The organism is Polycladomyces zharkentensis, assembly GCF_016938855.1.
GTDB lineage: Bacteria > Bacillota > Bacilli > Thermoactinomycetales > JIR-001 > Polycladomyces > Polycladomyces zharkentensis.
The window spans coordinates 65,175-88,792 of record NZ_JAFHAP010000008.1 but is presented as its reverse complement, the minus strand read 5'-3'; the positions used below and the strand labels follow the sequence as shown (position 1 = coordinate 88,792).

Below are 23,618 nucleotides of genomic sequence, written 5' to 3'. Positions count from 1 at the left end.
GGCCCACCTCCCACCCCATGTTTCATCTGCTATTTTTTCAATACGATCTGGTAACTTTTGGCCAGGTTTTGCGCAGTCGTGTCAATTTCGACGCCGTTTACTTTGATTTCGGCATTAGAAGGAATGGACAGTCGGAACCATACGAACTTGTCTTTCTGGATGGGCTGGATGTCTCCTGTCCTCATGGAAACAACCGCTTCGCGCTGACCCACTTCGTTGCCGTAAATCAGCTGCGTTTCACCTTGGGATGCTTTGATTTCTATATCAATTTTGTCTGCGCCTTTCAGTTCGTACACATCCCCTTCGTAGTTTTCATCGCTGGTGTCAGTCTGCACCCGGGTCAGTGTCGGCTGAACGGCCTGGTTGGCATTGACCGTACCATTGCCTTGGTCAATCAGTTTGCTGAAGGAAGAGTTGTTATTGTCCGAAGCCTGCTCGTTGTCGTCGCTCAAAACGAAAGTCAATGTCGCGGCAGAAATCAACAGAATTGCTCCGACTGCCGCAACGCGGACCACCCATTTCGGCGCGCCTCCCTTTTTTGAAACGTGGTTGGCATTGGTTCCCCGGCGCGAGGGGACGATGCTGCCCGCCTCGGGTTGAGCGGCACCAGTTGTTTCCGAATTTGGCGGCAATACGGGGAGATTGGCGGTGTTCAGCCGACTGGTATTTTGCGAAACGCGCGGAACGCGGCCGGTGGACTGCAAATCCGCGTTGATGGTTTGTTGCGGACCTGTCACTTGCTGATACCGTCCCGTTTGCTGCAATCCGCTGTTTGGGGACATCCCCCTCATCGGACCTGTATTGCCCAGTCGGATTCGCTGGGTGTTCCCCAACTGATCGGTACGCGGACGACGGAAACGCCCCGTCTGTTGGCTGACCGAACGTGCGCCGATCCGTCCCCGCCGTGCAGTATTTTCCGTCGGGGCGGTGATACCTCCATTCACTGCCTGTTCGTACATGCTCAACATCATTTGGGCGTCCAAACCGAGACTGTTGGCATAGGTACGGATGAACGCCCGGACGTAGATGGGACTCGGCAACTGATCAAACCGCTCATCCTCCAACGCCCGCAAATACTCGGCATGAATTTTGGTTCTCTGTTGCACCTCTTGCAAACTCAGACCCATCGCCTCTCGTGCCTGCCGAAAATGCAAGCCGATACCCGACATGGATCCCGCACCTCCTGTCCTGGAACTCACGGTTATCAGAAGCTGCTGTAGTCCGTCTCCAACACCTTATAGTCGATGACTTCTTCAGGGTGATTGCGCAGCTCGATGATGTAGTCAAAATCATCCAGTGTGTATTCCGTTTCGCGCACGAAAATATCCGGATGTTCAATCACTTTGGTTGCCGGCATCCGGATGATTTCGCGTACCAACATTGCATGTCGCTCGGTGGAACGCATGGTGGAAACGATGCCGTCGATGATGTACACGTTCTGGGAAGTCATCTCGTCGTGGGCCAGCTGATTGCGGACAGTTTGCCTCAACAAAGTGGAGGAGACAAAAATCCAGCGCTTGTTGGCACACACACTGGAGGCGACAATGGATTCCGTTTTCCCTACTCGTGGCATGCCACGAACCCCGATGAGCTGATGACCTTCCTTTTTGAAGAGTTCAGCCATGAAATCCACCAACAACCCCAGCTCGTCGCGTGTGAAGCGAAACGTACGCTTGTCCTCCAGGCAACGGTCCAGGTAGCGGCCGTGACGAACCGCCATCCGATCCATCAGGGTGGGAGGGCGAAGCGCCGTTATCGTGATGTTGTCCACTTTGGTCAGAATATGTTTGAGAGCGTGAATCTTTTCCCTGTCTGCTGTCCGGAGCAACATCCCTCTGCGCTGGTTTTCAACACCATTAATTGTCAAGATGTTAATGGAAAGCATCCCCAGCAACGAAGCGATGTCTCCCAGCAACCCTGGTCTGTTTTTATGTATTTGATACTCGAGATACCAGTCGTGGTCACTCATCGCGGCACACCTTTCATGAAATCTTCACGCATCTGTACACAAACAGAACACAAACAGATGAACTACCAAATTTGTTTAATAGTATATCACATGTTTCACCGTTCGCGTATCCTTTTTAACAAAGAAATCCTTTTGTAACACAAATGAAACGCCCTACAAAATCCGGGCGTTTCATATACTTGAGTCTTTTATTTTATTTTTCGCCATCATTCACCATTTTTACCATTAATCCGGCAAGGGTGCGCTGTTCCTCTTCGTCGGCCACACTCCACAAATCCTTGAGCAATCTCTCCTGTTGGTTTTCGGGATCAACCCCCTGAGCCAGATAATCGCCGATCTGGTAAGCCAACTCATTGATCGTTTCTTGGTTCATACCCATGCTTTCTGCTTGATTCACGCGTTGGGAAAGGAAATTTTTCCATTCCTGAAAATCACTCAAAATGGACACCGGGATTCCCTCCTTTGTCATCCCTCTGGGGTTTACGCATAATATGAGCGTTCCCGGCGTTTTTTATGCAGCCGCGAATAAGAAAGTGGCAAATCGCAAAGGATAAAATAGGAAAAAACGTTCAGAAAAAGGATGTGATCACCGTGCCAATCGATCATCAACGACGTTCTCTCCTCCAATGGACTCGACGACGATTCCTGCCCGGTTCGGGTCGATTCCCCCTTTCCATGCACCTTCAGCCTCACGAAATCCTGCTCCTTTATCCCGCCCACTTATCTCACGATGGCTGGAATGCCTATCAGACCTTGTCCCAACGTTACGCCATTACCGTCATGTCCGCGGATGAAGTGCTCTCAAGGGAAATGTGGGCGTCCGCACGATTCGTTTTGACATTGGAACCATTGTCGGTTGCCGACTTCCCGGATCTTTCCGGATGCCGATGTCTCCGCTTGGTGAATGCCGGTCCTGTGGAAGTGGAAGAAACCGTCCGTTTCCTTCTGGGAATGGGTCCGTTGCCGGATTAAACCGCATTACGGGTACCATCCCCCGTTGACATGCAGAACTTGTCCGGTGAGATAACCGGCTTCCTCTCTGCAAAGAAAAGCTGTCAAGGCGGCAACGTCGGCCGGTTGTCCCAAACGCCCCACCGGAATTTCTCCAACCAGGGCCGAACGTTCCTCCTCCGCCAGTTGCGCCCGGAGCATATCCGTCTCAATGGCGCCGGGAGCCACTGCATTGACCGTGATTCCGGAAGGTCCCAATTCTTTGGCCAATGCGCGAGCCATCCCGTTGACCGCACCCTTGGCGGCCGAGTACAAGGCTTCCCCCGCACCGCCAGACTCCCCCCAAATCGAGGAAAGCAACACGATTCGTCCGAAATGGCGGGACAACATGTCGGGCAGACAAGCCTGGATGAGATGAATCGCTCCCTTGATATGCGTATCAAACACGGTGGCGTATTGATCGTCCGTCACATCCTGAATCAAACCGATTCCGGCCACCCCTGCATTGTGTACCAAAATCAGCGGCGGACCCAATTCGCGCTTGACCCGTCTCACCATCTCCTCCACGTCGGATCGGGAGCGCACATCAGCCCGGTACGCATATGCGTAAACACCATGACGCCGGCACCGTTCCACGACTTCCTCCGCTTTGGTTTCCTCGACCCGATAACCGACCGCCACGAATGCACCTTCTTGAGCCAAACGCTCGGCGATGGCTGCTCCGATCCCCCGACTGGCTCCCGTCACGATGGCCACCCGATCTTTCAACGGCGTTTCGTGCATCCTGCATCCCTCCACAGAAAAAGCGCCCATTCGGGCGCGTGATGGTTGGAATGAACGGATTAACGAACGATCGAGATCGCAAAACGGTCCCAGTTGATATGCTCACGCATCCGTTCATTCACTTCTTCCGGCGTCAACGTTTCCAGCAGCGGAATGAGGCGGAACAAATCCGCACCGTTAAAACGATACCGGGTAAACTGGTTGGCGATCCACTCCGGCGAGTTGAGATAGCGGAGATATTGGCCGATTTTTTTCTTGCGGATTCGTTCAAATGCATCCGGTTGAATACCGGTTTGCACGCGTGGGGGCAACTCGTTCTCCACCCGTTGCGTCAATTTGTCCGGATCCGGTGTATCTCCGCCGACAATGGAGAAGCCGTAACCTTGCTCCAACGTATAGTCGAATCCAAAATTGTCGTCGATCAAGCCATCGTCATACAGCGATTGATAGAGATCGGAACCGGGACCGAACAGCGCTTCGAGAACCAATTGGGTCGCCAGTTCCTGTTTGAGGAAATCATCCCCTGTCAACCCGATCCGGTTCTCCTTGAAACCGAACAGGCATTTGGGAATCCCGACCGTCAACCGGATCTCCTTGCGCTTTTCAGCCACCGTCTCCGGTTCCTCGGGATAGAAACGCTTGATTTCGGCTTGCTTGTCGAACGGTTTGGCGGCTTGATTCTCCCGAATCCACTGCATGGTGGTGTCGGGTTCGATCGAACCGACCACAAACAGCACCATGTTGCTGGGATGGTAAAACGTCTCGTAACACTTGTACAATGTCTCTTTGTCGATTTTGGCGATCGACTCCACCGTTCCCGCGATGTCGATCCGCACCGGATGACGTTGGTACATCGCCTCGATCAGACCGAAGTACGATCGCCATTCGGGATTATCGTCGTACATGCGGATTTCCTGTGCGATGATCCCTTTTTCCTTCTCCACATTCTGATCGGTGAAATACGGCCGTTGCACAAAATCGATCAGCGTCATCAAATTCTCCTTGATCTGATCGGTGGCCGAAAACAGATACGCCGTCCGGTCAAAACTGGTAAACGCATTGGCCGAGGCTCCCTGTTTGGAAAACCGGGTAAAGACGTCTCCGTCCTCTTCTTCGAACATCTTGTGCTCCAAAAAGTGGGCGATCCCGTCCGGAACACGGATCTCCTCTTCTCCCGGAGGTTGGAAATGATTGTCGATCGACCCGTATCGGGTGGTAAAAGTGGCATACGTTTTGAAAAAGCCCGGCTTCGGCAAGAGATACACTTCCAGACCGTTGGGCAGTTGTTCATGATAGAGCGTCTCTTTCAATTGGGGATGTTCAATTTGCTGCATCTGCCGTTCCCTCCCCTTTGTCGCGCAGGAAATAGATCGTGTCCAGCTGCACTTTTTCCGCCACGCGTTGCACATCCGCTTTGGTGACTTGTTTCAGCTCTTCCACCAATTGTTCCAGCGGGCGTGGCCTGCCGCTCAAAATCGAATGGTATTCCGCGTCGATCAAGTCATAAGAGCGATCCTGCCGTTCCCGCAATTGGTTGATCAACGTGGCTTTGGTTTGCTCCAATTCCACTTCATTGATATCACCTTGACGCATCGCGTCCAGCTGCTCCCGGATGATGTCGACCGCCCGTTGATAGTTGGCGATTTCGATCCCGGACTGAATCGTCATGATGCCCTTGTGACTCTCCAGCCGCGAGGATGCGTAATAAGCCAAGCTCGCTTTTTCACGCACGTTGACAAACAACTTGGAATGCGGAAATCCGCCCAGAATGCCGTTGTACATCATCAGCGCAACGTAATCGTCATCGCGGATGGAAACCTGCGTGCGGCAACCCAGGTTGAGCTTGCCCTGCTTGACATCCAGACGATCCACCACTTCCTTGACCTCATTTACGGTATGCCGCACCTCGCCCGTTTCCACGGGTACACGTTCCGCCTGATCAGTCGGAAAATGTCGCTCGACCAGCCGAACCACCTCATCGACCGACACATTGCCGACAAAGAACAGATCAATGGGACGAAGGCGAATCAAATCGCGATAATATGTATACAACGATTGGGCATCGATGTGATCCAAATCCTCCGACCTGCCGTAGTTGAACAAACTGTACGGTTCCCCCGCGCACATTTCTTCGATGCATCGTTGGGCGGCATAGCGGATTTTGTCGTCCTTCAGGCTCTCGATTTTTTGTTTGAGGTTCTTTTTTTCCGCCGCCACATAAGATTCCTTAAATCCGCCGTTTTCCGTGACGGGACGCGTCAATACCTCACTGAGAAAAGCAACTCCCTCTTCCAACAGAGAAGCCGGAGCGCGCAAATATTGTTCGTTGGCGATCTCCAATCCCACTTGCAGCACATGACGCTCCCCGCGTTTGTATACATCGGCAAACAGATTGGCACCGTACAGTTCTTCCAATCGTTGTTTCAACTGCAAAGTTGTCGGGTAGGTTTCCGTTCCCCTTTGCAACACTAGGGGCAACAGCGCCGTTTTCGTAACGATTTGCGGTGACAGTTCCTGTTGGATCATCGCGGATAGGGTGTTGGTTTTAAATTTATCCGTTGCACATACATGAACACGCAAATTGCCAACCGGAACCGTTTGAAATCGAGCGTAGCTCACACGCACACCTCTCCTTCTGCTGATTCACACAATCACTTTTTTCATTATAGCGTAACAAACATTCGCTCCTCTAGGTGTTGCTATCTTTATTATGACCGCGGTAAAGAAATTCCATCCTTGACGATATGAACGAATCTCCCCGAATGGGGTCATACTATGACGGACCCACACGATGAAGAGAAAGGATGGGGGAAAATGAGCAAACGAGCGCTTTGGCTACTCGCCATGCTGATGATCGTCGCCATCGTTGTTCCGACATTGATCCCGGGCCCGGCACCCTCGCCCGAACGGTCATCACGTCCGAAACGAACCGTCGTGGTTTTGCTGGCGGATTCGCTCACAGCCAGAGAAATTGATAAAGGGATTCGCCTCGGACGTCTCCCGTCCCTGTCGCGTTTGATCCGGCACGGTCAATACAAAAAAGACATGGTCAGCGTGTTTCCCACGATGAGCGTGGTGATCGACCAATCCCTGATCACCGGTACCTATCCCGATCAGCACCGCATTCCGGCTCTGCAATGGTACAATCCTCAGGAAGGGCGGGTCATCAACTACGGCGACACGATTGCACACGTGCGCCAGCAAGGGATCTTGCGTACCGCACGCTGGTTTCTGGACTACAATCAACGCCACCTCAATCCCCGGACAGAGACCATTCATGAAGCGCTTCTGCGTAGAGGATACCTTTCCGGTACCATCAACATGACCGCGTATCGCGGACCGTTTGCCCACCCCATCCCGTTCACCGGGCAAACCATCCGAGGACCCGCTTGGTTGGCACTGGGACCTTATGTTTCCCTTACGCGTACCGACGGTGACGAAACGACGAGCCTGTCACCCACACTCTATCGAAACAAAGATGGACTGCGATTGTTATCCCGCTGGCTGCGCGATCCCAACCATCCCGACCTGATTATGGTGTATCTGCCGGACACAGACAAAACGGCACATCAATTGGGTCCGAATCGATGGGAACCGGTGGCGAAATTGGACCGGGAGCTACATGAGCTCATCACGTCCTTGGGGTCCTGGGATTCGGTTCTGCGGGATCATGTATTCGTCTTGGTGGGAGACAGCGGGGTCGTCGCAGGAAAACAGGATGCCAAACATCTGATTCACTTAAAACAACTGGCTTCCTCCTATCGGTTACTGCCGTACGGTGTCTCCACACGTGAACGAACCGCTGACGTGGCCATCGCCTCCAACGAGCGGATGGCCGTTGTCCACCCCTTGAGGGCAACTGTCTCGTTGGACCGGTTGATCGAACAATACCGGCACATGCCTGGAATCGATTGGGTGATCATGCAAAACGGACAAGATGTCCTGGTGTGGCACGGGGCTCACCAACTGCGTTTCCGTCCGGCGGGACCATGGCGTGATCCCTACGGCCAAACATGGCACCTCGAAGGAGATCCTCGCGTGTTGGATCTTCGATTGGACCCTCGGCGCCATCTGATTCAATTCGGTCGATATCCCGACGCCCTGCGACTGGTGAAAGGGGGCATCGGCGCCCAACGCGGACCTTGTGTCATGTTGACCTCCCTTCCGGGATATGAATTCGAATGGGGCACCTCATCCCTGCCCAACCGTGGCAGCCACGGCGGTGCCAGCAGCCAGGAACTGCTCGTTCCCATTCTGGTGAGCGACACCTCTCTCCCCCTGCCGCGTACGCTAAGGGTGGTGGATTTGAAACAGTGGCTGATCCGGTTGGTGGAAACGCAACACCGTCTGGACGGCTCACGCTGACAAACAAACCCTCCCAATTGAACGGGATTGAGACTGTTGAACAAGGTGATTGAACCACTTGGGTGAGCCAGCTCAAAGGTCGCTCGAGGAGCGGCCACCCTTTCTTAGAAAAGCGGTTCCGAATTTCCCGTCGAGCGATCTTGCTGTCGCTATGGAGCTGAGACGGGAATTTGGAGCCCGCAAACTTTGTCAACAAACAACCCCGTCCTGTTTGGGACGGGGTTGATTTTGTCACCGACTGTCTTTTTCATACGGTTTCCCGATCGCCGCCGGGGCTTCCGCCCTTCCGACGAAGCCGGCCAATGCGAGAATGGTCAACACGTAGGGCAACATATTGAGCACTTCGCTCGGTACATATTGTGTCCATCCGAACAATTGCCCTATCAACGCCAGTGCCACCGCAAACCCGAAGAAAAGCGCGGCGAAAAAGGCGCCCAGCGGATGCCATTTGCCGAAAATCAACGCAGCCAACGCGATAAAACCTTGTCCCGCCACTGTCGCTTGGTTAAACTCACTGCCGATGGCGATGGACAACCCCGCGCCGCCGAGACCAGCCAATGCTCCACTGATCATCACGGCCACGTACCGCATCCGGATCACGGAAACCCCGGCCGTTTCCGCCGCTTTGGGATGTTCTCCCACCGCACGCAGGCGCATTCCAAAAGGTGTGTAGTAGAGAATGAAATAGGAAGCAGCCACGATGACAAAAGCCAGGTACGTCGTGGGAAACGCGTTGAACAACGCGGAACCGATCACGGGAATGTCGCTCAATCCGGGGATCGGCATGCGGGACAATGTTTCTTTCACCACAGGGGTTTGTGCCGCTCCGTTGTACAAATGTTTCACTAAATAAACAGACAAACCAAACGCGAGGAAGTTGATCGCCACCCCGCTGACCACCTGATCCGCTTTAAACGTGATCGATGCCACGGCATGCGGCAGGGCAAACAATATACCGGCCACCATCGCCGCCAATAACCCCAGCCACGGATTTCCGGTGAAAATCGTCGTCACCGCGGCGGTGAATGCTCCGATCGTCATCAGCCCTTCCAACGCGATGTTTACCACACCGGAACGCTCCGAGTACAGCCCGCCCATCGCGGCCAAAATCAGCGGTGTTGAATACAAGATCGTCGTTTGCAGAATGCTGGTCAAGGTGTTAAGCATGCGATTCTACCCTCCCTTTTTTCCGCGAACGGAACCAACCCAGTAACCACCCGGACACATTGGCCGCCACGAAGAGGATGATCGCCGCAAACACGATCCGAATCACTTCAAACGGAACCTGAGCGGCATACTGCATGTTGTTTCCTCCGTAAGTCAACACACCGAACAACACCGCTGACAGGACAACGCCGACCGGTGTGTTGCCTCCCAACAGGGCCACGGCGATCCCGTCGAACCCGATTCCGGTAAACCCGCCTTGAATGGCCAGATATCCTTGCGTTCCCAACAATTCTCCCGCACCTGCCAAACCGGCAAAGAAACCGCTGATCATCATGGAGAAAATGATATTTCGATCCACACGCATACCGGCATATTCGGAAGCGTACGGGTTAAAACCGACGGCCCGCAGTTCGAAGCCCCACTTGGTTCGCCAGAGCAGATAATACATGAAAAAGGCCATCAAGAGCGCAAACAGGATGCCGAGATGAATGCGCGCTCCCCCGAACAAGGCGGAAAGAGTCGACCATTGCAACGAGGCCGTGTCGGCGATCCGGTCGGTGGAGTCGGCACCGTTGGTCAGCCACGTGCGCACCAGCACATTGGACAAATACAACGCGATAAAGTTCAACATGATGGTGGTGATCACTTCATGAACGCCGCGCTTGGCCTTCAGCAATCCGGGAAGGAAAGCCCACAGCGCCCCGGCCAATCCACCTGCGATCATGGCCACCAATGCGTGGATCACCGGCGGGAGTTGCATCTTCAAGCCCACGATCACCGCCGCCAATTGACCCATAATAAATTGGCCTTCCACTCCGATGTTGAACAAACCGGTGCGAAACGCCAGCGCCACAGCCAGTCCGGTCAAAATCAGCGGAGAAATGGTTCGGATCGTCTCGCCCAAATCATACGGTTGGAACAACGCGCTTTGAAACAACGCACCATAGGCCAGGAGCGGACTGTAGCCGGCCGCGGTCATGGCGACGGCACCGACCAACAAACCCAGCACCACGGAGATCAGCGATACCCAGAACGACGATTGGCGATTGATTTTGGACATCACTTTCATCAGTCCGACACCCCCGTTTCCGCGGTGCTTCCTGCCATCAGAAGCCCCAATTGTTCTTCGGTGACCGTTTTCGGGTCCACCCACCCGACGATCTTCCCTTCATAGATGACGGCAATCCGGTCGCTTAACTTCAACACTTCATCCAACTCCAATGAAATCAGCAAGACGGCTTTCCCCTTGTCCCGCTGCTCCACCAATTTGCGGTGGATGAACTCGATTGCTCCCACATCCAGTCCCCTTGTAGGTTGAGCGGCAATCAGCAGATCAGGGTCACGATTCACTTCACGGGCGATGATCGCCTTTTGCTGGTTCCCGCCGGAAAGCGCCCGTGCCGGCGTGTAAACGTCAGGGGTTCGCACGTCGAACTCCTCGATCAGCCGTTGGGCATACTGATAAACCTCCGGGTATTGCAGGGTGATGCCTTTGGAGAACGGGGACTGATAGTATGTCTGCAACACCATGTTTTCCCCCATGTTGAAATCCAGCACCAGACCGCGTTTGTGCCGGTCTTCCGGGATATGTCCCACACCGGATTCCGTAATCCGACGGGGCCGCTCATTGGTGATGTTTCGCCCGTTCAGTTTGATCGATCCTGAGCGGACCTTTCGCAATCCGGTGATGGCTTCAATCAGTTCGGTTTGACCATTTCCGTCCACACCGGCGATCCCGACGATTTCTCCCGCATGTACCGTAAGATCAAGACCGCGAACCGCTTCGATCCCCCGAGCGTCTTCCACCGTCAGGTTCTCAATCTCCAGCACCGGATCTTTGGTGCGGGCCGGTTCTTTGTCAATGTCGAACGAAACTTCACGCCCCACCATCAGTGCAGCCAATTCCTTTTCGTTCGTTTCTTTGACCGGCAACGAACGAATCACCTTGCCGCGACGAATCACGGTGACCGTATCGCAGATGCGCATGATTTCCTTCAGTTTGTGCGTAATGAAAATAATCGTTTTTCCTTCTCGAACGAGATGGCGCATGATCTCGATCAGCTCGTCGATTTCCTGCGGTGCCAACACTGCTGTCGGTTCGTCAAAAATCAGGATGTCCGCACCCCGATACAATGTTTTCAAAATTTCCACACGCTGTTGCATCCCCACGGAGATATCGCGGATCTTCGCTCTGGGATCGACGCGCAAGCCATAACGGTCGGACAGCTCCTTCACTTTTTGTTCCGCAAGACGTCGCTGCACCCTGCCACCTTTTGTCGGTTCGGCTCCCAGGATGATGTTATCCGTCACGGTGAAGGGTTCCACCAGCATGAAATGTTGGTGAACCATACCGATCCCCAGTTCATTCGCCACAGTCGGACCCGTGATGCGGACGGGCTTTCCCTTGATGAGAATTTCGCCTTCATCGGGTTGATACAGCCCGAACAGTATGTTCATCAGCGTTGACTTGCCCGCCCCGTTTTCACCCAAGAGCGCGTGTATCTCTCCCTGCTTCACGGTCAAATCGATACGATCGTTCGCCACAATTCCCGGAAAGCGCTTGGTAATGCCGCGCATCTCCACAACATTCATCTTTCTTCCCCCTTCCTCCTCACAAGGGTAAAAAAGGCTAGCGACCGCTAGCCGACTTTCAGCAAAGCCACAGTTTTGCCGCTGTTTCTCCACATACGCTCCACGGGAATCACAGTGGAAAATCCGTTCAATATGCAAGGCGGGACCGTTTTCCGGGTCGGGCCAACACGCCCCCGCAGGAAGCGGACATCTCCCGGCTAAACGCGTCCCGTCATCGCTGAGTCATCCACCCCCAGGGCGATTGATGTTATTGGGTGGGAACCTGAATTTCACCTTTGATGATTTTTTGTTTGAACTCCTCAACCTTGTCCAACACTTGTTTTGGAACATGCTTGCTGGTGGTTGGCGCAATGCCCACTCCGTTTTCCTTCAGGCCCAGCTGCACTTCCTTACCACCATCAAACTTGTTCTCTTTGATGTTTTGAATCTCGTTGAACACTGCCACATCGACGCGTTTCACCATGGAACTCAGTGTATGGTCCGGTGCCAGGCGGGACTGATCCATGTCAACCCCGATCACCCAGAATTTCCCCTTCGGGCGGGTTTTTACTTCGTCAAACAAGCCTTTTCCGGTAGCCCCCGCCGCATGGTAGATGACATCCACACCGCCGTCAAACATGTTGGCTGCCAAGGAACGACCCTTGGCCGCATCCGAGAAAGATTCCGCGTAGGCCACCTGCACGGTTGCTTTCGGATTGACGGCTTTGACGCCTGCACGATAACCGGCTTCGAACTTCTTGATCAACGGCGAGGAGATGCCGCCGATGAATCCGACCTTATTGGTTTTGGTCGTCAAACCGGCGATGACACCCATCAGGAACGAACCTTCGTGTTCCTTGAAGGTAATGGCCACCACATTTTTCGGGATTTTTCCGTCCAGGTTGTGGTCAACAATGCCGAACTTCTGATTGGGGAACTGGTTGGCCACTTGCGGGATCGCCTTGTCAAACTTGAACCCGATTCCCCACGTGATGCTGCGTCCTTCCCGGGCGAACTTGGTCAGATTGGGAACATAATCCTCATCCCGCTTGGATTCCAGGTAACGGATATCCGCGCCCAATTCCTTTTTGGCCTTCTCCATCCCGGCCCAAGCGGTCTGGTTGAAGGATTCGTCGTTGATACCGCCGGTGTCTGTCACCAGCCCGGAAGACAATCCCCCTTTGCCGCCCGGAGCTTTACCCGGCGCGCAGCCAACGGCTGTCAACGCCAATGCTGCGCTGAGCAAAAGGAAAATCCAGACTTTCTTTTTCATGCTTGCTCCTCCTTGTTTCCATGATCGGGCTTGTAAACCATACAACCAACCAAGCAGTGCGGTTTCGTCCCTATTAGTACTGACCCATCACCACACCAAACATGCGCCCCCTTGAGGAAACCGCTTGGAGATTGAAATCGCTTACAAGCCGTCCTGGATGGACAGGGAAGGGCGTACCGCCGAAAAATGAAGAAGTCGTCTTATGTATCCGAAACGGGAACTTCAGTCAGGCGATGCGACCTTCCCCTGAAAACCACCCGGATTGCCGCCGGGTGGCTCCTTCATTGTTATACCATGGGTGACTTCAATTTTCTACTCTTTTGTTTTCTTCCACTTTTAGACAATCCCGGTATCAACCTGAACGATTTTGCGCTTTCCACTGTTCCGGTGTCATCCGCACCTCTCGCGGTTTGCTGCCTTCATACGGCCCGACGATGCCGTGACTTTCCATCATGTCGATCAAGCGTGCAGCCCGTGTATAGCCGATGCGCAAGCGGCGCTGGAGAAGGGAAACCGAAGCGGTCTTGGCTTCCACCACCACTTGCACCGCTTGCGGATACAGCTCATCGTCCACTTCTTCCTGTTCCGTCACCTCATGATCTTTCGGAATCATCGCCTCAAGGTACCGCGCCTGCTGTTGTTCTTTGACGAACTGAACCACCGCTTCCACTTCCCGATCTGTCACCAATGCGCCTTGCACGCGGATCGGTTTGTTGGCACCCATCGGCAGGTACAGCATGTCCCCGCGCCCCAACAACTTTTCCGCTCCCCCCATGTCCAGGATGGTGCGGGAATCGGCTTGGGATGAAACGCCGAATGCGATCCGGGAGGGAATATTGGCTTTGATGACACCGGTGATGACATCGACGGACGGGCGCTGTGTGGCCAAAATCAGATGAATGCCCGCGGCTCGCGCCATCTGCGCCAGACGGCAGATGGCATCCTCCACATCGGCGGGCGCCACCATCATCAAATCAGCCAATTCGTCCACGATGACGACGATGTAGGGCAATGGAGCGGTATCTCCCAATTTTTTGTCCATTACCATCTGATTGAACCGTTCGATATCCCGCGCCCCGGATTTGGCGAACAGCTCATATCGGTTTTCCATCTCGGCAACCACTTTTTTCAGTGCGATCGCCGCCTTGCGGGGATCGGTCACCACCGGCGCCAACAGATGGGGAATCCCGTTGTATACGTTTAGTTCCACCATTTTGGGATCGATCATCATCATTTTGACCTCGTTTGGTTTGGCCTTGTACAACAGACTGGTGATCATCCCGTTGATGCATACACTTTTGCCCGATCCGGTTGCACCGGCCACCAACAGATGCGGCATCTTGGCCAAGTCGCCGACGATCGGCTCCCCGGAGATGTCCCTTCCCAGAGCAATGCTCAGTTTGGAGGTGGATTCGTGATATTGCGCGCTTTCCAATACTTCACGCAGGCTGACGATGGCCACTTCCCGGTTGGGCACCTCAATCCCGATCGCCGATTTTCCCGGGATGGGCGCCTCGATTCGAATATCCTTGGCCGCGAGCGCCAATGCCAAATCGTCCGCCAAATTGACGATTCGGCTCACTTTGACGCCGATGTCCGGCTGCACCTCATACCGTGTCACCGACGGTCCTCGGTGAATTTGCATCACTTTGGCCTTGACTCCGAAACTTTCCAATGTCGCTTCCAGTTTTTTGGCGTTGGCGGTCATATCCTGCCGTTCCCGCGCTTTCCCCGTCTTTTTTGGTTTGCCCAACAACGAATAGGCGGGCAATTGGTACGATTCAGGCGAAATTCCCGCATCAGTTTGCAACTGGACGACGATCGACTCGTTTTTGTCGGCTTTTTTGCGTGTGGATGTTGTGGTTTGATCCTTGGGAGGGGTATCCGCTTCTGTTTCCGGTCCGTCCGTGTCGGCCACGGTGGTTTCATGGGCTTTTTCGGTGAAATCATGAATCACCGGAATCTCTTCGCTCTCCCTCATGACTGCTTCCGGCTCGGCCCGTTTGGCTTTTTTGTTCGCTATCTCCGTTTTCCCCCGTCTCCAAACGTTGTTCAACCCCTGTTTCCACCTTGCCCATTGTTGCAACCATCGTGATTTGCCCAGGCGCAGCAATTGGACAAAGGAAAATCCCGTCATCAAAAGCAAACCGGCCGCCGCCATCGCCACAGAAGCCAACGGTGTTCCCGAATCATCAAATAAATAGTGGAATAATGCGTAGAACAGGGCGCCCACCATTCCACCCCCGATATCCGTCGGCAATCGCGAATTCCTTTCGTCCAAAATCGCTTGCCAGGTAGTGAGCAGAATCGGCCCCTCTTTTCCATGTTCGCGCAGTTGATCAAACATGCTCATATGGTTAAATACCAGAAAGGCGACCATAAACAAAACGGTTCCGGTCCACCGCGGTGTCCATTCCGACGGCCAGCGACGCTTCACCATCACGTAGACGCCCAACACGGCTGTAGCGGAAGGAATCAAAAAGTTCCAGTTGCCGATCAACATCCGGCAAACGTAGGTAAGCGAACGTCCCACCGCTCCAAGTCCGGCCATCGCCACCACCGACAGCGTAAGAATAAGAATCCCGTAGAGTTCAAATTGAATCGCCCGCTGAATCTGTTCATTGCGTTTGGTTTTGCTTTTGGCCATGCCAATCCCCTTTTCATCTGTACCTTAGGCTGATGATACCAGCGGAAGTGAAGCGCAAGCAGGAAAGGGCATAAAATTGCGCCTATTCCGGTCATTCCGGGTCGGGTGATCCTTTTCCGCCCGCTTCGCCATGCGCGAAGATCACCGGATGGAAAAAGGCCACCCTTCTCTTGCTTCGACAAATGAACGGACACTCCTTCGCCATCAGTCGGCCCATTTCAGGGGAATGCGATTTCCCGGTTGAAACCTGGGGTTTAAATAATCTTGCGGATTGGGAGAAAGCAGGCGTACGATACGCGCCTCCGACGGTCCGGTCCACTCGATCAACATATGAACACCGTTGACAGACGTCTCATGGTATTTGGGTTGGTTTTCAGGGTCCTCAAAAACCAGTTCCAACGGCATGACGGAGTAGTGAATCATTGGAGAGGTTGCTCCTTTCGCGACCGGATCATCCGGTTCAACTCGGCCATGGCGTCTCCCAACCCGCCCAGCCGGTCGATCAAGCCGAATTTCACAGCGTCGGTACCGACTACATTGGTGCCGATATCCCTGGCCAACTCCCCGGTTCGAAACATCAAATCCCGGAACAGCTCCTCGGATATATTGGAATGACGAGCGACAAACCGGATGACTCGCTCTTGCATTTTTTCCAGATATTCAAATGTCTGGGGCACTCCGATGACCAAACCCGTCAGCCTTACGGGATGAATCGTCATCGTGGCCGTTTCCGCGATGAAGCTGACATCGGCCGACACGGCGATCGGGACACCGATACTGTGACCGCCTCCCAGCACCAACGACACAGTCGGTTTGCTCATCGTGGAAATCATTTCGGCGATCGCCAATCCTGCTTCCACATCGCCTCCCACCGTATTCAACACGATGATTATTCCCTCAACTTGCGGATTTTGCTCGGCCGCCACCAGTTGCGGGATGATATGTTCGTACTTGGTTGTCTTGTTTTGCGAAGGAAGTACCAAATGCCCCTCAATCTGACCGATCACGGACAAACAATAAATGTTGGACTCGATTTGCGGCACATTGGATTGCCCCAATTGCTGAATCGCGTTCATCACATTTCGTCGTCTCATTTCCTCCGCCCGTTCCGCTTCCGGTGTCGTCTGTTCCCGGTCCTGTTCCATCACGCATCCTCCTCGCTATTTTCCGTTAGTATGCGCAATGGCTACACTGGTTATCGGACAGAAACGAAAAAAGGGAGTCGCCTTCTTTGTTCAAGGGTCCAACTCCCACTTCAGTCCGCCTGAGGCGTGTCTGGTGAATTTGGATCGCACCGCTTTCCCGCCTCGCTCCACCTGCGCCCTTCAACGATGATCGCTGCGCGGTGAGCGCAGGACACGGGCAAAATACGTCGCTCAGCGGAAATTGCCCGTGATTCGGTTCCTGTGCTTTCCGGGTCTTTGCTCTTCCGGACTTGGTAAGTCGCTCGCCTGGAAATTTTCTCCTTTACGGATGTGCAGACACGCCTTAGTCCATTTGATAGACAATCCTGTCCTCTCCACGGTCATACCGAAGCAGCAGTCGATCAGCGTCAGGGTAGAACAACAGGTCGTCATCATCGATGAAAAACGTGATTCCCTCAACCTCGGCCAATAAACCGATCTTCCTCGGTTTCTCCAATGAATACCGCATGGAGAAACCCGTACCTGCAAAACAATGGGCTTCCTGTTCCTGATAATGTATCAGCAACCGAACCGTATCCCCTTTGTTCAGCGACAGTTCATTTCGAAACCAATCCAGTGCCTCCGGCGTAATTTCCAATTTCATCTTGCTCACCTGCAATGTTTCAAATTCCGACCGCCTTCAATTGAAATGACGGGCGGTTTCTCCATCATCGCTACTCCGATGTCTTCTCCATCTTACAGTGAAACCGGGAACCTTTCCACTCTTTCGGGTAGACGGTTGAGAAGTGAGGCCGTGTTCGCCAACAATCCTGAGGGTTGATTGTCTTCAGTCCCATGGGCGTCCGCTGACGAATCGACGTTATTGGGTTTGCCGCACACTTCACATAAGTGAGCTGTCCCTCGACCCTCCACCATTTGCCCGTGGCCTTTCCTCCGACAAATGTCACCAGTATACACTTGGAGGCAGAGGTCCGCACCCTGTGGAAGCCTGAATCAGATTGAGTTACACTCAATCAGTGGAGGTGAACAAGATGCGAATCGCTGTTTTCGGGTCAACAGGCATAACGGGACAGCTTCTTGTCAAACAGGCTCTTGAAGCCGGATATGAAGTTGTGGCGTTCGCTCGCAATCCGGCAAAACTGGCCATCAAAAGCGAACGATTAACGATTGTGCAAGGTTCGTTGACGGACATAGAGGCGATTGAGCAGACCGTATGTGGGGCAGAAGCGGTCATCAGTCTTTTGGGACCGACAGGAAATGTGAAAGGAACCCCACTAAGCACCGGGACGAAACAGATCCTCTCGGCGATGAAAAAACATGGTGTACGTCGGATCATAGCTGTATCCACAGCAAGCGCTGGTGATCCGAATGACCGGTTTGATTTCAAGTTTCAGCTCTTGGTCACCTTGATAAAGCTTGGCATGCGCGGGGCATATAAAGAAATCGTAACCATGGCTGACGCGATTCGCACATCCGAGCTTGATTGGACACTGGTGCGCGTGCCGTTTCTGACCAATAAGCCGGGTACAGGCAAGGTTCGGGTTGGTTATTATGGTCACGGAATCATCAGAGCCAGACTTTCTCGTGCCGATCTAGCCCGGTTTATGCTTGAGCAACTCCAAGATCCAACTTACATCCAAAAAGCCCCTGCCATAAGCAATTAGGATAACGCCGAAGAAGCAACAGCGCGGGATTCTTTCTTCGAACTTCACCATTGTGACTCTGCTCCTGTCCTCCAAAGAGAATTGACGGTTTGGTCACTGAGGTGGTATCCCAAGAAGAGACGCTGCTGCCTCGTTTTGTCCGGCTGTCAGCGAGTATGACGTTATGAAGAATGCCAAGAAAGGACATTCGCATTATATGTACATCCACTAAAAGGAAGCGAGCCGAGCGCCCTTGTGAGACAAGGACTCTCGGCTCGAGATCACACTTCCATGATAATCGGCAAAATCATCGGCCGTCGCCGCGTCCGTTCGTACAGGAATCGACTCAGGCTATCCCGAATGCTGGTTTTCAGAGAAGCCCATTCGCTGACGCGATCTTTGACGCATTTCTCCATCGTCTGCGTGACGATGCGGTTGGCTTCTTCCATCAGTTGTTCCGATTCGCGCACGTAGACAAAACCGCGCGAGATGATATCGGGTCCGGACAAGATGGCCCCGTTGGTTTTGCTGAGGGTGACTACAACCACCAAAATTCCATCTTGTGACAACAGTTTGCGGTCTCTTAAAACAATATTGCCGACATCTCCGACCCCCAAGCCGTCAATCAGAATGTTGCCGGTGGGAATCTTGGGTCCGTATCGCGCTTTTCCATTTGATATTTCGACAGTGTCGCCATTATCGCAGATAAAAATGTTTTCCGGTTTCACTCCGACGGATTCGGCGAGTTGGGCGTGAGCCCGCAACATGCGGTACTCACCATGAATCGGGATGAAGTACTTGGGACGGATCAGATTGAGCATCAGTTTCAGGTCCTCTTGGTGACCGTGACCGGACACGTGAACCCCGTTTGGCGTATTGGCGTTGTACACCACATCTGCTCCGATTCGGAACAATTGGTCTACCGTGCGTGCGACGAATTTCTCGTTCCCCGGAATCGGTGTGGCTGCGATGATAACGGTATCCCCCGGAAGCACTTCCACTTTCCTGTGGGAAGCATGTGCCATGCGTGTCAGAGCGGACATCGGCTCTCCCTGGCTTCCGGTGGAGATCACCGCCACCCGATTGGCAGGCAACCGGCCGATATCATCCGGATCGATCAGCAAATCGGATGGCACCCGCAGATAACCAAGTTCCATGCCGATATTGACGACGTTAACCATGCTCCGACCCACGACGGCCAGTTTGCGACCGTTGTTGTAACACGCATCCACAACCTGCTGGATACGGTGGATATTGGAAGCGAATGTAGCGACGATAATTCGTTGCTTCGCTTTCCGAAACACTTCTTCGATCGATTCGCCCACGCTTTTTTCCGATCCGGTAAATCCTGGACGTTCAGCATTGGTACTGTCCGACAGCAGACACAACACTCCTCGTTTTCCGATCTCCGCCATCTTGTGCAAGTCTGCTGTCTGGCCGTTCACCGGCGTCATATCGAACTTGAAATCACCGGTGTGCACCACGATTCCTTCCGGTGTTTCCAAGCAGACACCGACCGAGTCCGGAATGCTGTGATTGGTCCGGAAAAACGTCGCTTTCATCGAACCAAGCTTGATCTCCGAGCGGTTGTTGATCAATACCCGTTTCGTCTCGTTCAACAGATGCGCTTCGCGCAATTTGTGTTCGATCAGGCCCAAAGTCAACTTGGTTCCGAAAACCGGTACGTTCAGATAGCGCAGAATGTAAGGCAATGCGCCAATATGATCCTCGTGTCCGTGTGTAATGATGATCCCGCGTACTTTCTCACGATTTTCCAACAGGTACGTGATATCCGGAATCACCACATCGATCCCGAGCATGTCTTCTTCAGGAAACATCAGTCCGGCATCGATGACGACGATATCATCCCCGTACTGTACCACGTACATGTTTTTCCCGATTTCATCCAACCCACCGAGTGCAAAAATCGTCAGTTTGCCTCGTAGGTTGTGCTTAGTCAAAAACGTAACCTCCTGTATTCAGTTGTAGCTCACCCGAAACCGCACAAGTCACTTAAGGTTATTATACACGAATGGAAAACCCTCTGGCAAGAAAGGGAAGAAAAATTTGAGTCGACTTTTTGCCAAACAGACAAAAGTCCCCGAAAATCGGGGACCAACATGATGACATTCAGCCACTGGACTTCGATGATTACTTCCCGACGGTAACCCTCTCCGGTCTGCTCGGCTTGTTGCGGGATGTGTCTTCAGCCGACTCTTTGAATGGGAGCCATACATTTTTGACCCATTCATGGAACTTCTCCCATGCATCATCGTAACTTTTGGCCTTGAATATGAGTACACCAAGCGTTTTATCTCTTGGGTGACTTAAACCAAACAATCCTTCATACATGAAATCATTGAAGTATACATCCCAAGTTTCTTCTTCGTTCTCAAAACCAATTGCTTCGATATCATAACCGTCCTCATAGAATCCGACATGCCCATGTCCCATATCTCCCGACATCCCTGTATGGCGACCACGTTGTTGAAGGGGAAAAAGCGTTCTTTCACCGGACGGATGACAAAACTGGTTGGTCGAAAGCCCACGGCGACCAGAGGAAGTACCTTGGGTATTTTGATTGCTTTGCCCGTTATCCCCCTTCACGGGATTGTCAGGGCAAACCCGAAATGTTGGAAACATCAAGCCGTGCTCGTCCTGCTGGCAGCAGGATTTTGTGCGTCATATCAGGATATCTGCGGAAACCATGAGAGTGTGTCAGAGGAACCCGTGCATGGGTAATACCACGGGCACTTCCGTTGGTCGCAGGTACACCGCCCATGCGGATACATGCAGCCTTGCTGTAGCACTGCACGGAACGATGACACATTCCTGAACCCGGGGGTTGTCCAAAGCGGAAACGGCTGAAGACACAACGACCCGGAAATCCCACGTCTTCAGAGACGTGGGGAGTGTCAAAGCAGAAAGGGGTCCGGTTCCGGACCCCTCAACAAAGAATTTCCTCAGGCGACTTACAACGCCTCCACCAATGCCTTCACTTTTTCTTTTTGTTCATCATCCAGTTCAACCAGCGGCAGCCGGACGTGCGGTTCGCACAATCCTTTGAGCGACAGAGCATATTTGACCGGCACCGGATTGGGGGCCATAAACAAACCTTCAAACAACGGCAGATACCGTGCATGCAGTTTGGCGGCGGTCTGCACATCGCCCGCAAAATACGATTGCATCATTTTCTGCATACCGGAGCCGACAACATGACTGGCCACACTGACGATCCCGTGGCCGCCCACCGCCAACGTCGGCAAGGTGAGTGCGTCATCCCCGCTGTACACCGCTACGCCTTCGGGTACGCGTTCAACCAGTTTCCCGGCCTGGATGACATTGCCGCTTGCCTCCTTGAAAGCGACAATATTGTCGATCTCAGCCAAGCGGGCCATGGTTTCCACGGTCATATTCACCCCGGTGCGACCCGGAATGTTGTATACCATGACCGGAAGGGATGTGGCCTCGGCCACCGTCCGGAAATGTCGGTACAGTCCCTCCTGTGACGGTTTGTTGTAGTACGGCGCCACCAACATGACACCGTCGACGCCCGTTTGTTCGGCTTCTCGCGTCAATGCGACGGAAGCCGCCGTGTTGTTGCTGCCTGTACTGGCCATCACTTTGACCCGGCCGGCCACATGTTGAACCGTACGGCGGAAAAGCTCCAATTTCTCGTCGTGGGAGAGGGTGGGCGATTCTCCCGTTGTTCCCGCGACGACGATCGTCTCCGTACCTGTGGCGATCAAATGATCGATCAACGCCGACACCTTCGGCCAATCAATGGTTCCTTCCGAGGTGAACGGCGTGATCATGGCTGTCAGCAATCGACCGAATTTCACGATGTTCCCTCCCCGTTCACTCCGCCGTCTGACAGTGGATGTTGTGCAGCTCAAATTTACGGTGCAACGCCCGAACCGCCTTCACCATATCCTCCCCGCGCACCAACACCCACAAGGTAGTATGCGAATCGGCGGACTGCAATATTTGAATATCCTCTTCCGTCAACGCCTCCACCATCTTGGCCATCGCACCCGGCACACCGGCGATACCTGCGCCCACCGCGGAGACCTTGGCACAATGACGGTGCAATTCCGGTTCAAAACCGATGGATCGGAGGATTTCTTCTGCCCGATCCGCCAATTCGTCAAACACGGTATAGGCAACGCCGCTGGGGTTGACGTTGATAAAATCGACGCTGATGCCGTTTTCGGCCATCGCCTTGAACACCTTGAGCTGAAAATCGTATTGCCCTTCCTTGGCTTTTACTTTGATCTGCGTAACATTGGGCACTTGCGTGATGCCGGTGATCAGACGATCCTGCACTTCCCCGGCCAGACGCGTCACTTCCGAGGCACTGGTGACCAGCGTCCCCGGATTATCCGTCATCGTCGAACGGACGCGAATCGGTACATTGGTTTGCATGGCGATTTCCACCGCACGGGGGTGAATCACCTTGGCTCCCTGAAAGGCCAAATTGCACATCTCCGTATAGGTGACGGTTTCCAACGGAACCGCATCCTCCACGATCCGCGGATCAGCCGTCATGATTCCGTCCACGTCGGTGAAGATATCCACCAATTCCGCTCCCAGCGCAACACCCAGAGCGGTGGCCGTCGTATCGCTCCCGCCGCGACCAAGCGTGGTGATTTCGCCGTCGGTGGTTTTTCCTTGAAAACCGGCGACGATGACCACTTTTCCCTTGTTCAGCTCTTGACGGATGCGGTTGGGATTGATCGTGATGATTTGAGCGTTGTTATGCTGATGATTGGTAATGATGCCTGCTTGCCCACCGGTCAGTACCGTATTATCGATTCCTTCCCGGTGCAACATGCTTGACAAAGTGGTTGCGGAGATGATTTCTCCGCAACTCAGCAATAAATCGCGTTCTCTCGCTCGGAGAGAACGCCCGTTTTGATTGATCAGATCCAACAAGGTGTCGGTAGCGTAGGGGTCCCCCTTGCGTCCCATCGCCGACACGACCACGACCAGTTGATATCCTTCGTTCAACCCGTTCCGAATATGATGAATCACCCGTTGGCGCAACTCATAGGTGGCCAACGAAGTGCCGCCAAACTTTTGTACTAAAATCTTCATTGACCGA

General features: G+C 53.4%; 21 protein-coding genes. 3 read left to right on the top strand and 18 right to left on the bottom strand.

What is annotated here, in order from left to right; translation table 11 throughout:
- Positions 1 to 29 precede the first annotated feature (29 nt).
- The 3 genes from JQC72_RS07690 to JQC72_RS07680 all read right to left on the bottom strand — a co-directional run bounded on the left by JQC72_RS07690 (position 30) and on the right by JQC72_RS07680 (position 2,417).
- Positions 30 to 1,169, bottom strand: coding sequence for a helix-turn-helix domain-containing protein (locus JQC72_RS07690; RefSeq protein WP_205494467.1), 1,140 nt, complete (start codon positions 1,167 to 1,169; stop codon positions 30 to 32).
- A gap of 35 nt (positions 1,170 to 1,204) precedes the next feature.
- The gene (locus tag JQC72_RS07685) at positions 1,205 to 1,969 is read right to left on the bottom strand and encodes a DUF3388 domain-containing protein (protein ID WP_205494465.1); all 765 of its coding nucleotides are present in this window, start codon (positions 1,967 to 1,969) and stop codon (positions 1,205 to 1,207) included.
- Between the two features lie 193 nt (positions 1,970 to 2,162).
- Entirely contained in the window at positions 2,163 to 2,417 is a 255-nt protein-coding gene (locus tag JQC72_RS07680; protein WP_205494463.1) for a DUF3243 domain-containing protein, read from the bottom strand.
- 143 nt (positions 2,418 to 2,560) lie between these two features.
- Between JQC72_RS07680 and JQC72_RS07675 the strand changes: the two genes are divergently transcribed.
- Positions 2,561 to 2,941 (top strand): hypothetical protein, encoded by a 381-nt coding sequence (locus JQC72_RS07675; RefSeq protein ID WP_205494461.1) that lies wholly within the window; start codon positions 2,561 to 2,563, stop codon positions 2,939 to 2,941.
- 6 nt (positions 2,942 to 2,947) lie between these two features.
- Here JQC72_RS07675 and ymfI read toward each other — a convergent pair whose 3' ends face one another.
- Genes ymfI through yfmF form a run of 3 tightly spaced genes read right to left on the bottom strand, consistent with a single transcriptional unit; the run spans position 2,948 to position 6,322 of the window.
- On the bottom strand, positions 2,948 to 3,703 hold the full coding sequence (gene ymfI / locus JQC72_RS07670) for an elongation factor P 5-aminopentanone reductase (protein WP_205494460.1): 756 nt from the start codon (positions 3,701 to 3,703) through the stop codon (positions 2,948 to 2,950).
- 59 nt (positions 3,704 to 3,762) lie between these two features.
- The gene (gene yfmH / locus JQC72_RS07665) at positions 3,763 to 5,037 is read right to left on the bottom strand and encodes an EF-P 5-aminopentanol modification-associated protein YfmH (RefSeq protein WP_205494459.1); all 1,275 of its coding nucleotides are present in this window, start codon (positions 5,035 to 5,037) and stop codon (positions 3,763 to 3,765) included.
- Positions 5,024 to 6,322, bottom strand: coding sequence for an EF-P 5-aminopentanol modification-associated protein YfmF (yfmF, locus tag JQC72_RS07660; protein WP_205494458.1), 1,299 nt, complete (start codon positions 6,320 to 6,322; stop codon positions 5,024 to 5,026). Before yfmF ends, yfmH begins: the two co-directional genes overlap by 14 nt.
- A gap of 195 nt (positions 6,323 to 6,517) precedes the next feature.
- On the opposite strand from yfmF, the gene JQC72_RS07655 reads away from it, so the two are divergent.
- Positions 6,518 to 8,068: an alkaline phosphatase family protein gene (locus tag JQC72_RS07655; protein ID WP_205494457.1), complete on the top strand. Its 1,551-nt coding sequence runs from the start codon at positions 6,518 to 6,520 to the stop codon at positions 8,066 to 8,068.
- A gap of 231 nt (positions 8,069 to 8,299) precedes the next feature.
- Here JQC72_RS07655 and JQC72_RS07650 read toward each other — a convergent pair whose 3' ends face one another.
- The 8 genes from JQC72_RS07650 to JQC72_RS07615 all read right to left on the bottom strand — a co-directional run bounded on the left by JQC72_RS07650 (position 8,300) and on the right by JQC72_RS07615 (position 17,514).
- Positions 8,300 to 9,235, bottom strand: a complete 936-nt coding sequence (locus tag JQC72_RS07650; RefSeq protein ID WP_205494449.1) for an ABC transporter permease — start codon at positions 9,233 to 9,235, stop codon at positions 8,300 to 8,302.
- Positions 9,228 to 10,304 (bottom strand): ABC transporter permease, encoded by a 1,077-nt coding sequence (locus JQC72_RS07645; protein ID WP_419179850.1) that lies wholly within the window; start codon positions 10,302 to 10,304, stop codon positions 9,228 to 9,230. The genes JQC72_RS07650 and JQC72_RS07645 overlap by 8 nt, the downstream gene beginning before the upstream one ends.
- Complete coding sequence (locus JQC72_RS07640) at positions 10,304 to 11,827, bottom strand: ABC transporter ATP-binding protein (protein WP_205494447.1); 1,524 nt, start codon at positions 11,825 to 11,827, stop codon at positions 10,304 to 10,306. Before JQC72_RS07640 ends, JQC72_RS07645 begins: the two co-directional genes overlap by 1 nt.
- A gap of 247 nt (positions 11,828 to 12,074) precedes the next feature.
- On the bottom strand, positions 12,075 to 13,079 hold the full coding sequence (locus JQC72_RS07635; protein ID WP_205494445.1) for a BMP family lipoprotein: 1,005 nt from the start codon (positions 13,077 to 13,079) through the stop codon (positions 12,075 to 12,077).
- A gap of 352 nt (positions 13,080 to 13,431) precedes the next feature.
- Positions 13,432 to 15,726 carry an FtsK/SpoIIIE family DNA translocase gene (locus JQC72_RS07630; RefSeq protein ID WP_205494443.1) on the bottom strand — a complete coding sequence of 765 codons (2,295 nt, stop codon included), beginning with the start codon at positions 15,724 to 15,726 and terminating at the stop codon, positions 13,432 to 13,434.
- A 204-nt stretch (positions 15,727 to 15,930) separates the two neighbouring features.
- Complete coding sequence (locus JQC72_RS07625) at positions 15,931 to 16,149, bottom strand: YlzJ-like family protein (protein WP_205494441.1); 219 nt, start codon at positions 16,147 to 16,149, stop codon at positions 15,931 to 15,933.
- Positions 16,146 to 16,871 (bottom strand): ClpP family protease, encoded by a 726-nt coding sequence (locus JQC72_RS07620; protein WP_205494439.1) that lies wholly within the window; start codon positions 16,869 to 16,871, stop codon positions 16,146 to 16,148. Before JQC72_RS07620 ends, JQC72_RS07625 begins: the two co-directional genes overlap by 4 nt.
- A gap of 343 nt (positions 16,872 to 17,214) precedes the next feature.
- Positions 17,215 to 17,514 (bottom strand): HesB/YadR/YfhF family protein, encoded by a 300-nt coding sequence (locus JQC72_RS07615; RefSeq protein ID WP_205494437.1) that lies wholly within the window; start codon positions 17,512 to 17,514, stop codon positions 17,215 to 17,217.
- Positions 17,515 to 17,902: 388 nt separating this feature from the next.
- Here JQC72_RS07615 and JQC72_RS07610 point away from each other — a divergent pair, with 388 nt between their 5' ends.
- Positions 17,903 to 18,535 carry an NAD(P)-dependent oxidoreductase gene (locus JQC72_RS07610; protein ID WP_205494435.1) on the top strand — a complete coding sequence of 211 codons (633 nt, stop codon included), beginning with the start codon at positions 17,903 to 17,905 and terminating at the stop codon, positions 18,533 to 18,535.
- A 260-nt stretch (positions 18,536 to 18,795) separates the two neighbouring features.
- Here JQC72_RS07610 and JQC72_RS07605 read toward each other — a convergent pair whose 3' ends face one another.
- From JQC72_RS07605 to dapG, 4 genes are all read right to left on the bottom strand, one after another.
- Complete coding sequence (locus JQC72_RS07605; RefSeq protein WP_205494433.1) at positions 18,796 to 20,475, bottom strand: ribonuclease J; 1,680 nt, start codon at positions 20,473 to 20,475, stop codon at positions 18,796 to 18,798.
- A gap of 190 nt (positions 20,476 to 20,665) precedes the next feature.
- Complete coding sequence (locus tag JQC72_RS07600) at positions 20,666 to 21,157, bottom strand: DUF3986 family protein (protein ID WP_302104693.1); 492 nt, start codon at positions 21,155 to 21,157, stop codon at positions 20,666 to 20,668.
- Positions 21,158 to 21,486: 329 nt separating this feature from the next.
- Positions 21,487 to 22,359 carry a 4-hydroxy-tetrahydrodipicolinate synthase gene (dapA, locus tag JQC72_RS07595; protein WP_205495288.1) on the bottom strand — a complete coding sequence of 291 codons (873 nt, stop codon included), beginning with the start codon at positions 22,357 to 22,359 and terminating at the stop codon, positions 21,487 to 21,489.
- Between the two features lie 13 nt (positions 22,360 to 22,372).
- Positions 22,373 to 23,611: an aspartate kinase gene (gene dapG, locus JQC72_RS07590; RefSeq protein ID WP_205494429.1), complete on the bottom strand. Its 1,239-nt coding sequence runs from the start codon at positions 23,609 to 23,611 to the stop codon at positions 22,373 to 22,375.
- Positions 23,612 to 23,618: the final 7 nt, after the last annotated feature.

Excerpts from the sequence above, each read along its gene's own strand:
- JQC72_RS07690 (WP_205494467.1), bottom strand. The coding sequence starts at position 1,169 with ATGTCGGGTATCGGCTTGCATTTTCGGCAGGCACGAGAGGCGATGGGT.
- JQC72_RS07685 (WP_205494465.1), bottom strand. The coding sequence starts at position 1,969 with ATGAGTGACCACGACTGGTATCTCGAGTATCAAATACATAAAAACAGA.
- ymfI (WP_205494460.1), bottom strand. The coding sequence starts at position 3,703 with ATGCACGAAACGCCGTTGAAAGATCGGGTGGCCATCGTGACGGGAGCC.
- yfmH (WP_205494459.1), bottom strand. The coding sequence starts at position 5,037 with ATGCAGCAAATTGAACATCCCCAATTGAAAGAGACGCTCTATCATGAA.
- JQC72_RS07655 (WP_205494457.1), top strand. The coding sequence starts at position 6,518 with ATGAGCAAACGAGCGCTTTGGCTACTCGCCATGCTGATGATCGTCGCC.
- JQC72_RS07650 (WP_205494449.1), bottom strand. The coding sequence starts at position 9,235 with ATGCTTAACACCTTGACCAGCATTCTGCAAACGACGATCTTGTATTCA.
- JQC72_RS07645 (WP_419179850.1), bottom strand. The coding sequence starts at position 10,304 with ATGAAAGTGATGTCCAAAATCAATCGCCAATCGTCGTTCTGGGTATCG.
- JQC72_RS07640 (WP_205494447.1), bottom strand. The coding sequence starts at position 11,827 with ATGAATGTTGTGGAGATGCGCGGCATTACCAAGCGCTTTCCGGGAATT.
- JQC72_RS07635 (WP_205494445.1), bottom strand. The coding sequence starts at position 13,079 with ATGAAAAAGAAAGTCTGGATTTTCCTTTTGCTCAGCGCAGCATTGGCG.
- JQC72_RS07630 (WP_205494443.1), bottom strand. The coding sequence starts at position 15,726 with ATGGCCAAAAGCAAAACCAAACGCAATGAACAGATTCAGCGGGCGATT.
- JQC72_RS07625 (WP_205494441.1), bottom strand. The coding sequence starts at position 16,149 with ATGATTCACTACTCCGTCATGCCGTTGGAACTGGTTTTTGAGGACCCT.
- JQC72_RS07620 (WP_205494439.1), bottom strand. The coding sequence starts at position 16,871 with ATGGAACAGGACCGGGAACAGACGACACCGGAAGCGGAACGGGCGGAG.
- JQC72_RS07615 (WP_205494437.1), bottom strand. The coding sequence starts at position 17,514 with ATGAAATTGGAAATTACGCCGGAGGCACTGGATTGGTTTCGAAATGAA.
- JQC72_RS07610 (WP_205494435.1), top strand. The coding sequence starts at position 17,903 with ATGCGAATCGCTGTTTTCGGGTCAACAGGCATAACGGGACAGCTTCTT.
- JQC72_RS07600 (WP_302104693.1), bottom strand. The coding sequence starts at position 21,157 with ATGTTTCCAACATTTCGGGTTTGCCCTGACAATCCCGTGAAGGGGGAT.
- dapG (WP_205494429.1), bottom strand. The coding sequence starts at position 23,611 with ATGAAGATTTTAGTACAAAAGTTTGGCGGCACTTCGTTGGCCACCTAT.